Below are 12,398 nucleotides of genomic sequence, written 5' to 3'. Positions count from 1 at the left end.
CTTGACAACTGGATAGTACTGCTCTCCAATATTGGAGAGTCACAGTATCCAATTACAAGAGGAGCCATGGCCAGGATCCAGCGCGGCCGCCACACCCACGTCCCGGCCCCCGACGGCGAGGTGACCGTCTTCCTCATCGGCATGCGGGTCAACCGCTGGTGGCGCGTCGACGCCTGGCTGCCGACCTTCGCCGCGATGGGACCGATGATCGCTGAGCTGTCGCGCGACCCCGACTCCGGCTTCCTCGGCGTCCGCTACCTGCTCGGCCCCGGCGGGCCGACGCTGATCCAGTACTGGCGCTCGCCCGAGGACCTCTACCGCTACGCCTCCGACCGCGACGCCCGGCACCGCCCCGCGTGGGCCGCGTTCAACCGCCGGGCGCGCCGCGCCCCCGGTGCGGTCGGCGTGTGGCACGAGACCTACCGGGCCGCCGCCGCGGAGACCCTCTACGTCGACATGCCGCGCACCGGCCTCGCCCGGGCCCTCGGCAGCGAGCCGGCGTCCGGCCACACGCAGACCGCCGCCCAGCGCCTGGCACGTCGCGGCGCCTGAGCCCGACGCCGTAGCCTCGCCCGGTGCGCATCGCCACCTGGAACCTCGCCGGGCGCTGGGATGCACGCCACCTCGGCCTGCTCGAGGGCCTCGACGCCGACGTCCTGCTGCTCACCGAGGTCTCCCAGCGGCTCGAGCTCCCCGGCCATCACCTCGCGCGCACGCCCGAGGACATGGCGGAGGGACGCTCCTGGGCCGCCATCGCCAGTCGGCGCCCGATCGACGAGGTGCGGCATCCGCACCCGGCCACCCTCGCGGCGACGATCGACGACGTGCGGCTCGCCTGCTCGATCCTCCCCTGGCGCGGCTGCACGCCGCGACCCTTCTGGGTCGGCGAGCGGCTGGTCGACAAGCAGGTGCACGCCGCGGCCGCCGTCGAGGCGGACACGCCGCAGGTGTGGGGCGGCGACTGGAACCAGGCGTTCGTCGGCCCCGAGAGCGCCGGGACGATCGCCGGACGGGAGTGGCTCCGCGCGGCGCTCGACCGGCTCGGCCTGACGCTGCCCACCGCCGGCCTCCCCCACCGGATCGAGGGCGCGGCGTCGATCGACCACGTCGCCGTGCCCACGACCTGGGAGATGACCGAGGCGCTCCGCGTCGACGCCGCGCACGAGGGACGCCGCCTCTCCGACCACGACGCCTACGTGGTGACGGCGGCACCGGGACCCACGAGCCGCCCACTAGCCTGACCCGCGTGACGACGGACGAGACGCCCGAGATCGAGCCGTTCGACGGCACCATCGACCTGCTCGACGGCCGCGAGCTGCGGCTCGACCGGCTGCTGCAGCGACGCATCGCGACGCACCGGCTCACCGCCGAGGAGATCGCGAGCGGGTCGGTGCTGGCCACGCCCGACCTCGACCACCTGATCCTGCTCGTCGACCTCGAGCCCTACGACGTCGGCGTCGAGCTCGACGAGACCGACCTCGACGCCCCGCGCCTGCGGTTCACCGGCGACGCGATCGCCGGGCTCGGCGCGCGACCGGGCGACCTGCTCGGCGTCCGCGTGGGCCCGCTCGGGCTCGAGCCCGAGCTCGTCACCGAGCCCGTCGACGACGGGGCGGATCTCGGCGAGCGGCTCGTCGCCCTGCTCCTGCAGCACAGCGAGCACGAGCCGGTGCCGCTGCAGGACCTCGTCTGGCAGGCCTGCGCCACCGACGCCGACGTGCTCAAGAAGGCCACCGTGCCGCTGGGCGAGGTGCTCGCCGACGCGCGCATCCAGCACGACGGCGGCGAGGTCGCGCTGCCCGAGGTCGACCTCGTGGTCTGGCGCCGCACCGTGCACCGCGAGGAGATCGAGGACGACTACGGCCTCCAGCCCGACGAGGCGGAGGCGGTGCTGCTGCTGCTCGAGCGGTTCACGCTCCCCGACGAGGAGCCGGACGCCGAGCGCCTCGCCCTGCTCGAGCTGCTCGCCGAGCCGGCCGTCGCGGACGCGGCGGCCGCCGAGGTCACCGGACTCGCCGAGCCCACGCCGGAGCAGGTGGCCGCGGTCGAGAAGCGGCTCGCACCCCGGCTCGGCCGCCTCGCGCGGGCGAACCTGCGCTGGCTGCACGCCTGCGTGCTCGAGCTCGCGGGCGACCCGCGGGCCGCCGAGCAGACCCTGCGCTCCGCGCTCGACCTGGACGACCGGTGCCCCCTGGCGCTCGAGGACCTCGCCGCGTTCGCCGCCGACCGCGACGACGTCGAGCAGGCGCTCGCGCTGCTCTTCGAGGCCGAGACGACCGAGGACGACCCGCTGCGGATCGTCCTCGAGCGCCACCGGCCGGCGCAGCGCCGCGACGTCGGCCGCAACGACCCCTGCTGGTGCGGCTCGGGCAGGAAGTTCAAGAGCTGCCACCTCGGCCGGGTGCAGCGCTCGGACGCCGACCGCACCGACCTGCTGCTGGGCCGGCTCGCGGTGTTCGCCGCGCGCATCGGCCACGAGGGCGACCCGACCGCGCCCGACCTCGCCGTGCTCGACGCCTACCGGACGCGGCGCGGGCCGCTGCTCTCCGACGCCGACGCGGCCCTCGTCGAGCGCTGGCGCCAGGACGCGCTCGACGAGGGCTGAGCGAACCGGGCAGGCCGGGCCGGTCGCGCCGGTCAGCTGGCGATCGTCGAGCTCGGGCTCGCCGAGCTCGAGGCGGACGGCGCAGCCGGGGCCGGCGGCGTCGGCGGCTTGGCGCCCTTCGGCGGCGCCGGCGGGGTCTCGGTGCCGGTGATGGTGAAGTCCTTGCCGACCTTCACCACCAAGTGCGTGCCGTCCTTCGTGACGATGTGCGCCTCGTAAACGCCGCCGGCGTCGGTCTCGGTGCGCTCGATCGTCGCGTCGGGGTACTTCGCCTTCACGGCGTCCTCGACCTTGGTCTTCGTCTCGCCGGTCAGCGGCTTCTCCGCACCCGGCCCACCCGGGCCACCCGGACGACCCGGGCCGTCGGGAGCGCCGGCCGGCGGCGCGGGCGGGGTGGCGGTGGCCGAGGGGGTCGCCGGCGTCGTGCCGCTGCCGTCGGCGGCGGACGCGGTGCCGGCGTAGGCCAGCGCGCCTCCCCCGAGGACGGCGGCGGTGCTGATGCTCGCGACCGCGATGCGGGCGCGCTTCGAGATCCTCATCGATCATCCCTTCCGTGGCGCTCCGTGCGAGCGCCTCGACCTCCACCGTGCGAGCCGCCCCTCGCCGCGGGGTGTCGAGCGGCTGTCAGGAGCCTGTGAGCCGCGCGGTCCGGCCGCACACCGCCAGGCAGGCCTCGACGATCGCCGCGACGTCCGCGTCGGTCACCGTCCGCTCGCGGCGCTGCCAGATGACGACCTCCACGAGCTGCAGCAGGATCTCGCCGCGTCGCCGCCGGGCGTCGTCGTCGGGGTCGCCCGCCGCCCGGGATCCGAGCTCGGCGTAGGCGGATCGCAGCTCGTCGCGGGCCGCGCGGAAGACGGCGTGCCGCGGCCGCTGCACCTCCGGCAGCAGGTAGAGGGTGCCGACGTTGTGCGGGGTCGCGAGCAGCGTGCGGACGTCGGCCCGCACCAGCGCGGCGAGCGCGGCGGCCGCAGCCCCGGCGTCGTCCGGCGTCGCCGCGAGGAGCGCGCGGGCGGTCTCCAGGCTCGGCGCCACCGAGGCCAGCAGCACCTCGTCGAGCAGGTCGTCCTTGCCCGCGAAGTGGTAGTAGAGCGACGCCTGCCGGATGCCGACCCGCTCGGCGATCGCGCGGGTCGAGGTGGCGGCGAAGCCCTGCTGGACGAAGAGCGCCGCGGCGGCGTCGACGATCTCGGCGCGCCCCGCGCCGGCCGCGCCGGCCGAGTGGCGCGGACGCCCGGGACCGCTCACGCCGACGCCATCCCGTCGGCCAGGTACGCGCGCCAGCCGCCGTGCGCGGTGATCTCGGCGGCGCCCTCGAGCACCCACGGCTCCACGACGAACCCCGGCACGCCCACGCCGTCGTCGAGCTCGACGGTGCCGATCGCCATCGGCGCGGGCACCTCGGCGACGAACCGGCCGAACCCGGCGGCCGGCAGCCGCCACACCTCGCCCTCGATCACGGCACCATCGTGCGCCACCCGCACCAGCCCCGGCTTGGGCGGCACCGTGTCGAGCGCGAACAGCCGGTAGGACGCGGCCGTGCGCCGCGCGGCCACGAGCGTGCCGCCGGCCTCGACCAGCTGCCGGTTGAGCGGCTGCCCGCTAAGGTGCGCGCCGACGACGAACAGCGCGACGCCCGGCTCGAGCAGCAGCCGCGCCAGGTCGTCGAGCACCCGATCGGCACCGGCCGCGCCGGTGAGCATGACGCCGAACGGCAGCCCGTCGACGCTGCCCGCCGGCACCGCCAGCGCGCACAGGTCGAGCAGGTTGGCAGCGTTGGTGAACCGCCCCAGTCGGCTGTTGACGCCGACCGGGTCGGCGGCCACCTCGGCCAGCGTCGGGTGGGCGGTGGTGGTGGGCGTCAGCAGCGCGGCGCAGCCGTCGAGCAGCGTGCGCACCTCCAGGCCGAGCCGCTGGAGGCGCTCGGCGTCGGCGGCCCACTGCGCGGCGGACGGCTCCGCGCCCGCGAGCACGATGCCGGCGACCGTCGGGTCGAGGTCGCCGCCGATCGCGTCGCGGTGCGCCTCGAGGTGCGCCCCCACGGCGGCGTGCCGCTCGGCCACGAACGCACCCTCGTAGAGCAGGCGCGCGGCGGCCAGCAGCGGGGTGACGTCGACCTCCACGACCTCGACGCCGGCCGCGCCCAGCCGCGCGGCGGCGGCCGCGAACGCCCCCGCCCAGCCGGGCGCCAGGTCGGCGAGGTGCTCGGGCGTCGGGATCGCCACCCGGGCGTGGGCGGACGGCGCCGGCGCCGGCGGCACGGCGCGGGCCAGCGGATCCAGCCCGTCGGGCTCGGACATCGTCTCGACCAGCCCGCGCCCCAGCGTCAGGTCGCGGGCCAGCACGGTGACGCAGTCGAGGCTGCGGCAGGCCGGCACGACGCCGGTCGTCGGGATCGTGCCGCGGGTCGGCTTGAGCCCGACCAGACCGTTGAGCGCGGCCGGCACCCGACCGGAGCCGGCGGTGTCGGTGCCGAGCGCGGCGTCGACGATCCCCAGCGCCACCACCACGGCCGAGCCGGACGACGACCCACCGGAGATGCGCGTCGGGTCCCAGGCGTTGCGCACCGCGCCGTAGGGGCTGCGGGTGCCGACCAGCCCGGTGGCGAACTGGTCGAGGTTCGTGACGCCGAGGACGATCGCGCCCGCCGCCCGCAGCCGGGCGACGCACGTCGCGTCGCGCTCGGGCGCGTAGGCGAAGGTCGGGGCCGCCGCGGTCGTCGGCAGCCCGGCGACGTCGATGTTGCCCTTGACCGCCACCAGCAGCCCGGCCAGCGGCAGCGCCTCCCCCGCGGCCCGGCGGGCGTCCAGCGCCTCGGCCTCGGCGCGCACCTCGGCCTGCGGCCGGAGTGCGATCCACGCCTCCGGCCGGTCGACGGCCGCGATCCGCGCGTAGGCGTCGGCCACCCGCGGCGCGGCCGCACACGGCGTCCAGCCGATCACGGGACCACCGCCGCGAGCACCTGGCCCGGCGCCACCTGCTCGCCCGGGCGCACGTACACCTCCGCGACCCGGCCCGCGACCGGCGAGCCCACCCGCGTCTCCATCTTCATCGCCTCCAGCGAGCACACGACGTCGTCGGCCGCCAGCCGCGCGCCGGCGGCGACCGGCACCTGCCACACCGTCGCGGTGAACGGCGCCGTGACGGCCACCGCCCCGGCCGGCAGCGCCACCTCGGCGGTCGGGGCCGCCACGGGCTCGTCGCGCCGGTCGAACTCCCCCGACGCCCGCCAGCGCTCCTTCTCGGCCTCGAACGCCGCACCCTGCCGCGCCCGGAAGGCCGCGATCGAGTCGGCGTGCTCGGCCAGGAACGCGGTGTGCTCGGCCAGGGAGAACGTGCCGTCGACGGTGTCGACCTCCGCGCGTCCGGCCTCGGTCTCGGCGCGCAGCTCGAGCAGCTCCTCGGCCGAGACCGGGTACCACTCGAGCCGGTCGAAGAACCGCAGCGCCCAGGGGTGCTCGGCGAACAGCCCGCGGCCGGCGGCGCCCCAGCGGTGCCGGTTCCAGATCGGCACCGTGCGTCCGATCAGCTGGTAGCCGCCCGGGCCCTCCATGCCGTAGACGCACAGGTACGCGCCGCCGATGCCCACGGAGTTCTCGGCCGTCCAGGTGCGCGCCGGGTTGTACTTCGTCGTCACCAGCCGGTGCCGCGGGTCGAGCGGGGTCGCCACCGGCGCGCCGAGGTAGACGTCGCCGAGCCCGAGCACCAGGTACGAGGCGTCGTGGACGATGCGGTGCACGTCGTCGATCGCGTCCAGGCCGTTGATCCGGCGGATGAACTCGAGGTTCGACGGCGTCCACGGCGCGTCGTCGCGGACGCCGGCCTCGTACCGCTGGACCGCCAGCCGGCACGCGGGGTCGTCCCAGCTCAGCGGCAGCCGGACGGTGCGCGAGGGCACCACCAGCTCGGCTGTGGGCGGCACGAGCTCCTCCAGCTCCTGCAGCAGCTCCGCGACGTCGCGCGCCCGCAGGCGGGACGCGTCGGTGTGCACCTGGAGCGAGCGGATGCCCGGCGTCACGTCGACGATGCCGGCCCGGACGTCGGCGGGCGCGTGCTCGGCGAGCACCTGCTGCAGGGCGTGGACGCGCATGCGCAGCGCGAGGTCGAGGGTCATCGGGCCGTACTCGACGAGCAGGTTGTCGTCGCCGTCGCGGCGGTAGGTCACCGACGGCCGCTCCTCGGTGGCCTCGCGCCGGGCCAGGACGCCGTCGTCGCCGTCGCCGCCGCGCAGCAGGGCGGGCACCTGCGGGGCGGAGCGGTGCTCGAGCAGCGTCGCGGCGTCTGCCTCGCGCACCGGCACGAACCGGATCGTGTCGCCAGGGCGCAGCTGGCCGAGCTTCCACAGCTCGCCGCTGGCGACCACCGCGGGGCAGACGAAGCCGCCCAGCGACGGGCCGTCGGGGCCGAGGACGATCGGGGTGTCGCCGGTGAAGTCCAGCGCGCCCACGGCGTACGGGGTGTCGTGGATGTTCGAGGGGTGCAGGCCGGCCTCGCCGCCGTCGGGACGCGCCCAGCTCGGCCGCGGCCCGATCAGCCGGACCCCGGTGCGCGCGGAGTTGTGGTGCACCTCGTAGGCGGTGGCGTAGAGCTCGTCGAGATCGGCGCGGGTGAAGAACTCCGGCGCCGCGTGCGGCCCCTCGGTGACGCCGATCTCCCAGTCCGAGGTGATCGCCGGCCGGTGCTCCGCGGGCGTCGGCCGCGGCGCGTGCACCGCGGGGACCGACGCCGGGCGCAGCACGTCGCCGGCCAGCAGCGCGCGTCCGGCGTGGCCGCCGAACCCGCCGAGGGTGAAGGTCGACGCGCTGCCGAGGTAGGCCGGCACGTCGAGCCCGCCGCGCACCGCCAGGTAGGTGCGTAGGCCCGGCCCCGCGCAGTCGCCGATCGCCAGCGTGCCGCCGGCCGGCACCGCGACCGGCTCCCACTGCGGCACCACCGCGTCGTCCAGCGTGACGACCGCCGGCGCGCCGGTGACGCACACCAGCGTCGGCTCGGAGAACGTGAGCGTCGGCCCGGTGGCCGTGATCTCCAGCCCCGGGGCGCCGTCGGGGTTGCCGACGCAGCGGTTGGCCTCGGCCAGCGACACCGCGTCGAACGGGCCGGACGGCGGGACGCCGACCTGCCAGTGGCCGAGCCGACCGGGCAGGTCCTGGACGGTGGTCATCGCGCCGGGCACGACCACGTCGATCCGCGGCTCGGGGTCGGTCGTGACGTCGAGGGTCGTCGTGGCGTGGGTGGCGGCGCGCAGCCCGACGGGGTCGGCCGGGTCGACGAACGAGCGCAGCAGGCCGAGGTTGGTGACGATGCCGTCGACGCGGGTGCCGGCGAGCGCAGTGCCGAGCAGGTCGAGCGCGGCGTCGCGGGTCGGGGCCGCGGCGATCACCTTGGCCAGCATCGGGTCGTAGTGCGAGGAGACCTCCAGGCCGGTCTCGATCCAGCCGTCCACCCGCACCCCGGCGGGTGCGTCCGCACCCGGCAGCTCGACGCGGGTCAGCAGGCCCGACGACGGCCGGCAGTCGCGTCCGGGGTCCTCGGCGTAGACCCGCGCCTCGATCGCGTGGCCCCGCGGCTCCCACGGCTCGAAGAGCCGCTCGGGCAGCGCGGCGGGGCCCTCGCCGGCCAGCCGCAGCATCAGCGCGACGAGGTCGAGCCCCAGCACCTCCTCGGTGACCGGGTGCTCCACCTGGAGCCGGGTGTTGACCTCGAGGAACGCCGCCTCCTCCCGCACCGGGTCGTAGACGAACTCCACGGTGCCGGCGCTCCGGTACGACACCGACGCGGCCAGCCGCCGCGCGGAGTCGTGCAGCAGGGCGCGCACGTGGTCGGGCAGCCCCGGAGCCGGCGCCTCCTCGATCACCTTCTGGTGGCGCCGCTGCAGCGAGCAGTCGCGGTCGCCGAGCACCGCGACCCGGCCCGCGCCGTCGCCGAACAGCTGCACCTCGACGTGGCGCGCCGGCCGCACCAGCCGCTCGAGGAAGACCCCCGAGGAGCCGAAGTGCGCCGCCGCCAGGCCGGCCACGCGGGCGAACCCGTCGCGGACGTCGTCCACCGTCGCGCACGCCTGCATGCCGATGCCGCCCCCGCCACCGGTGGCCTTGAGCATCACCGGCAGGCCGATCCGCTCGGCCTCCGCGACGGCCTCGTCGACGTCCGCCAGCAGCCCGGAGCCGACGAGCATCGGCACCCCCGCCTGCTCGGCCAGCGCCCGGGCGGTGTGCTTCTCGCCGAACGCGACGATCTGCTCGGGCGTCGGCCCGACGAAGCCGAGGCCGGCCTCCTCGATCGCACGCGCGAAGCCGACGTGCTCGGAGAGGAAGCCGTAGCCGGGGTGCACCAGGGTCGCCCCGGTGGCGGCCGCGGCCTCGAGCACGGCGTCGACCCGCAGGTACGACTCGCGCGCCGGCGCCGGGCCCAGGCGCACCGCGACGTCGGCCTCCCGCACGTGCGGGGCGGCGCGGTCGGCGTCGGAGTACACCGCGACGGTGCGCAGGCCGAGCCCGCGCGCCGAGCGCAGGATCCGCCGGGCGATCTCGCCGCGGTTGGCGACCAGGAGCGTGCCGCTCACGCGGACGCCTCCGAGGTCGCGCCCGAGGTCGCGCCCGAGGTCGCGCCCGAGATCGCAGGATCGACGACGATCATCCGCAGCGGCGTCGGGTTGAAGTCGTTGCACGGGTTGTTCATCTGCGGGCAGTTCGACACCACGACCAGCACGTCGCGCTCGGCCCGCACCGCCACCCGACGGCCCGGCGCGGACATGCCGTCGACGATGCCGAGCGCGCCGTCGGCCTCCACCGGCACGTTCATGAACCAGTTGAGGTTCGAGACCAGGTCGCGCAGCCCCAGGCCGTGCTTCGCGGCCTCGGTGAGGAAGTTCTCGCGGCACGCGTGGTGGAACATCACGTGGTGGCCGTAGCGCAGGGTGTTCGACTCCTTGCTGCAGGCGCCGCCGATGGTGTCCTGCCGGTCGATCTCGTTGCCGACCACCGTCATCAGCGGGCGGCCCTCGCTGCTGCGCAGGACGGTGCCGGTGCGCACGTAGGCCTCCCCCTGCCAGGCCAGGGTGTCGGGCACGCTGTAGCGCTCGTCGGGGTCGTGGGCGTCGTAGAGCAGGCAGTCGCCGGACTGGTTGCCGCCGACGTCGACGATCGTCAGCACGTGCCCGGCCGCCACGACCGCCGACCAGGAGGCCCGCGACTCGACGACGTCGTCGCGCACGACACGGCCCTCGACGAGCGAGTCCGACCAGTCGAGCACGGTGTCGGGGTGGTGCGACGCGCCGACCGGGACGGTCGAGGCGGCCGTCGTGGTCGTGGTCGTGGTCGTGGTCATCGTCAGGGCGCTCACAGTCCGCGTGCCTCCGCGTAGTCGACGGTGTTGAGGTAGGCCCGGGTGCGCTCGGGCGAGGCGCTCCAGGCGGGGTCGGACGGGCCGGTCGGCGTCGAGCGCCAGGCGTGCACGCGCAGCGGCCCGACGACGTAGTCCGGCCGCGGGTCGAGCGGGTGCGGCACGTTGGCGAGCAGCACCAGCAGCGGCAGCTCCGCGACGAGGTCGACGGCCGTGCCCGGCCCGGCGCTCCCCCGCCACGCCAGCGTGCCGTCCTCCTCGACCCGCACGCCCTGGAACAGCGAGACGCCCGGCGGCAGGTCGCGGCGGGTCAGGCCGTGCTTGGCGGCGGCCTTGACCAGCAGCGAGCGCCCGGCCGGGAACGGCCCCTCGGGACGCGCGTCGCCGTGCTTGCGCTCGTTCCACGCCTCGGTGGTGGTGCCGCAGAACGCGTCGTGGTGCCCCGAGGAGTCCGCGGCGATCGTCGCCAGCACCCGTCCGTCGCCGGAGAGCAGCGGGTGGTGCACGCCGAGGTAGGCCTGCCACGGGATCTTCTGGGTGTCGGCGACGTTGAGCCGCTCGACGGTCTCCAGCGCGTTGAAGAGCACCAGATGGGCGCAGGCGTCCCCGGTGGGGTCCTCCAGGCGCAGCCGCGTGCCCCGGGCGAGGATCCGGTGGGCGTACCCGCCGGGCGCGATCGTCTCGGCCCAGGTCAGCGAGGCCGGGTCGACGTCGGCCGGCGCGTACGGACTGGACGAGGCCGGCAGGTACGGCATGAACTCGGCCGTGCCGTCGCCCTGCGCCCGGGCGTCGTCGCGGGCGTGCAGGACGCTGTCGGTCAGGCGCGCGCCCGTCACCGGGCCTCCGCCGCGGCGTGGGTGTGCGGCAGGTGCTTGAGCGCGATCCGCAGGTGCAGGCGGCGCGAGAGGAAGTAGGCGGTGCCGACGACCAGCGTCAGGCCGAGGAAGAGCAGCGCGCTCCACTGCAGCCACCAGGTCTCGCCGGTGAGGTCGTAGACCGCGGCCCGCGGCCAGAGCAGGTTGACGGTCATGCCGACCTGGTAGACCACCGCCAGCAGCGTCACCGGGACGCCCCAGCGGCCCAGCGAGAAGAGCGGCCGGCCGTCCTCGTCGACGCCCTCGGGCAGGCCGTGGCGCAGGCGGCTCACCAGCAGCGGCAGCGTGACGCCGAGGTAGGCCAGGTAGATCATCGCGATGCACAGCGACGAGAGCGCCAGGAAGATCGCGTACTGGTGCACGTTGACCAGCAGGGCCACGGCCGCGCCGACGCCGACGACCACCGCGCAGAGCACCGGGGTGCCGGTGCGGGGCGAGACCCGCGCGAGCCGCCGGTGGAACGGCAGGGCGCCCTCGCGGGCCATCGAGAACATCATCCGCGAGCCGGAGGTCTGCACCGCCAGGGTGCAGGCGAAGACCGCCACCGCGACGCTGCACAGCAGCAGCCGGCCGACGACGCCGCCGAGCCGCTCGGTGAGCACGTAGGCCAGGCCGCCGGACGCGAGGCTGCCGTCGGTGAGGCTCGGCGCGGCCATCAGCGCGGCCAGGATCAGCAGCGCGCCGCCGATCGCCGAGGTCACCAGCGCCCGCAGGATCGTGCGCGGAGTCGTGCGCCGCGGCGCGTGGGTCTCCTCGGCGAGCTCGCCGGCGGAGTCGAAGCCGACCATCACGTAGGCCGCCATCAGCGAGGACGCGAGGAACGCCCCGAGGTACCCGCTCCCCTCCCAGCCGTCCCGGGTCAGCACGACGCCGGCGCCGCGCTCGGGGAGCAGGAACAGCGCGATCACCAGGGCCACCACGCCCACGATCTCGATCGCCACCCCGACGCTGGACGAGACCGCGATCTGCCGGATGCCCGAGACGTTGACCAGCGTCGTCACCACGAGCAGCAGGCAGCCGAGCAGGATGGAGTTCTGCGCGCCGGTCGCCGAGAGCAGAGTCGGGTCGGCGTCGCTCCCGCCGACGACCTGGAAGCCGGTCCAGATGCTCGGCAGCACCGCCTGCAGCGCGATCGCCGCGGCGGCGACGGTGAGGATCTGCCCGATCACCATCGTCCAGCCGACGAACCAGCCGACGGTGGTGCCGGCCAGCCGCGAGGACCACTGGTAGATCGAGCCCGAGATCGGCCACCGGGCCGCGAGCTCGCAGAAGCACAGGGCGACGAGCAGCTGGCCGACGAAGACGATCGGCCAGGTCCAGAAGAACGCCGCGCCGCCCAGCAGGAACCCGAGACCGAAGAGCTGGAAGACGGTGGTGAGGATGGAGACGAACGAGAACCCGGCGGCGAAGGACGCGAACGTCCCCACGCCGCGGTGCAGCTCCTGGGCGTAGCCCTCGCTGCTCGGGACGCCGCCGAGGGCGTCGGAGGGGCTGATGGTGGTCATGGTGGGCTCCGGGGCTCGGACGGTCCGGCGCGGCCGGACCGAATACCTGTCGAGTGACAGGTATGAGCCTCG

10 protein-coding genes are annotated in these 12,398 nt (G+C 75.6%); 3 read left to right on the top strand and 7 right to left on the bottom strand.

Annotated features, from left to right (window positions below; genetic code table 11):
- Positions 1–66 precede the first annotated feature (66 nt).
- The 3 genes from K8Z61_RS03075 to K8Z61_RS19205 are packed head-to-tail and all read left to right on the top strand — an operon-like array spanning position 67 to position 2,605.
- A complete protein-coding gene (locus tag K8Z61_RS03075) occupies positions 67–552 on the top strand; it encodes a DUF4188 domain-containing protein (RefSeq protein ID WP_224126590.1) in 486 nt (161 codons plus the stop codon).
- 23 nt (positions 553–575) lie between these two features.
- The gene (locus K8Z61_RS03070; protein ID WP_224126589.1) at positions 576–1,241 is read left to right on the top strand and encodes an endonuclease/exonuclease/phosphatase family protein; all 666 of its coding nucleotides are present in this window, start codon (positions 576–578) and stop codon (positions 1,239–1,241) included.
- Positions 1,242–1,246: 5 nt separating this feature from the next.
- Positions 1,247–2,605, top strand: a complete 1,359-nt coding sequence (locus K8Z61_RS19205; protein ID WP_224126588.1) for a YecA family protein — start codon at positions 1,247–1,249, stop codon at positions 2,603–2,605.
- A 32-nt stretch (positions 2,606–2,637) separates the two neighbouring features.
- Here K8Z61_RS19205 and K8Z61_RS03060 read toward each other — a convergent pair whose 3' ends face one another.
- The 7 genes from K8Z61_RS03060 to K8Z61_RS03030 all read right to left on the bottom strand — a co-directional run bounded on the left by K8Z61_RS03060 (position 2,638) and on the right by K8Z61_RS03030 (position 12,326).
- Positions 2,638–3,144: a hypothetical protein gene (locus K8Z61_RS03060; RefSeq protein WP_224126587.1), complete on the bottom strand. Its 507-nt coding sequence runs from the start codon at positions 3,142–3,144 to the stop codon at positions 2,638–2,640.
- 85 nt (positions 3,145–3,229) lie between these two features.
- Positions 3,230–3,853 (bottom strand): TetR/AcrR family transcriptional regulator, encoded by a 624-nt coding sequence (locus K8Z61_RS03055; protein WP_224126586.1) that lies wholly within the window; start codon positions 3,851–3,853, stop codon positions 3,230–3,232.
- Positions 3,850–5,547: an allophanate hydrolase gene (locus K8Z61_RS03050; RefSeq protein WP_224126585.1), complete on the bottom strand. Its 1,698-nt coding sequence runs from the start codon at positions 5,545–5,547 to the stop codon at positions 3,850–3,852. The genes K8Z61_RS03055 and K8Z61_RS03050 overlap by 4 nt, the downstream gene beginning before the upstream one ends.
- Positions 5,544–9,167: an urea carboxylase gene (gene uca / locus K8Z61_RS03045; RefSeq protein ID WP_224126584.1), complete on the bottom strand. Its 3,624-nt coding sequence runs from the start codon at positions 9,165–9,167 to the stop codon at positions 5,544–5,546. The genes K8Z61_RS03050 and uca overlap by 4 nt, the downstream gene beginning before the upstream one ends.
- On the bottom strand, positions 9,164–9,946 hold the full coding sequence (locus tag K8Z61_RS03040; RefSeq protein WP_224126583.1) for an urea amidolyase associated protein UAAP2: 783 nt from the start codon (positions 9,944–9,946) through the stop codon (positions 9,164–9,166). Before K8Z61_RS03040 ends, uca begins: the two co-directional genes overlap by 4 nt.
- On the bottom strand, positions 9,943–10,782 hold the full coding sequence (locus tag K8Z61_RS03035) for an urea amidolyase associated protein UAAP1 (protein WP_224126582.1): 840 nt from the start codon (positions 10,780–10,782) through the stop codon (positions 9,943–9,945). The genes K8Z61_RS03040 and K8Z61_RS03035 overlap by 4 nt, the downstream gene beginning before the upstream one ends.
- On the bottom strand, positions 10,779–12,326 hold the full coding sequence (locus K8Z61_RS03030) for an amino acid permease (RefSeq protein WP_224126581.1): 1,548 nt from the start codon (positions 12,324–12,326) through the stop codon (positions 10,779–10,781). Before K8Z61_RS03030 ends, K8Z61_RS03035 begins: the two co-directional genes overlap by 4 nt.
- Positions 12,327–12,398: the final 72 nt, after the last annotated feature.

Source organism: Nocardioides sp. TRM66260-LWL (assembly GCF_020075545.1).
GTDB lineage: Bacteria > Actinomycetota > Actinomycetes > Propionibacteriales > Nocardioidaceae > Nocardioides.
Note: the sequence above shows the minus strand (reverse complement) of the source record. Positions and strands in the feature narration are given on the sequence as shown.

What these genes read in the sequence shown, in the direction of transcription:
- K8Z61_RS03060 (WP_224126587.1), bottom strand. Translation starts at nt 3,144, where the DNA reads ATGAGGATCTCGAAGCGCGCCCGCATCGCGGTCGCGAGCATCAGCACC.
- K8Z61_RS03075 (WP_224126590.1), top strand. Translation starts at nt 67, where the DNA reads ATGGCCAGGATCCAGCGCGGCCGCCACACCCACGTCCCGGCCCCCGAC.
- K8Z61_RS03030 (WP_224126581.1), bottom strand. Translation starts at nt 12,326, where the DNA reads ATGACCACCATCAGCCCCTCCGACGCCCTCGGCGGCGTCCCGAGCAGC.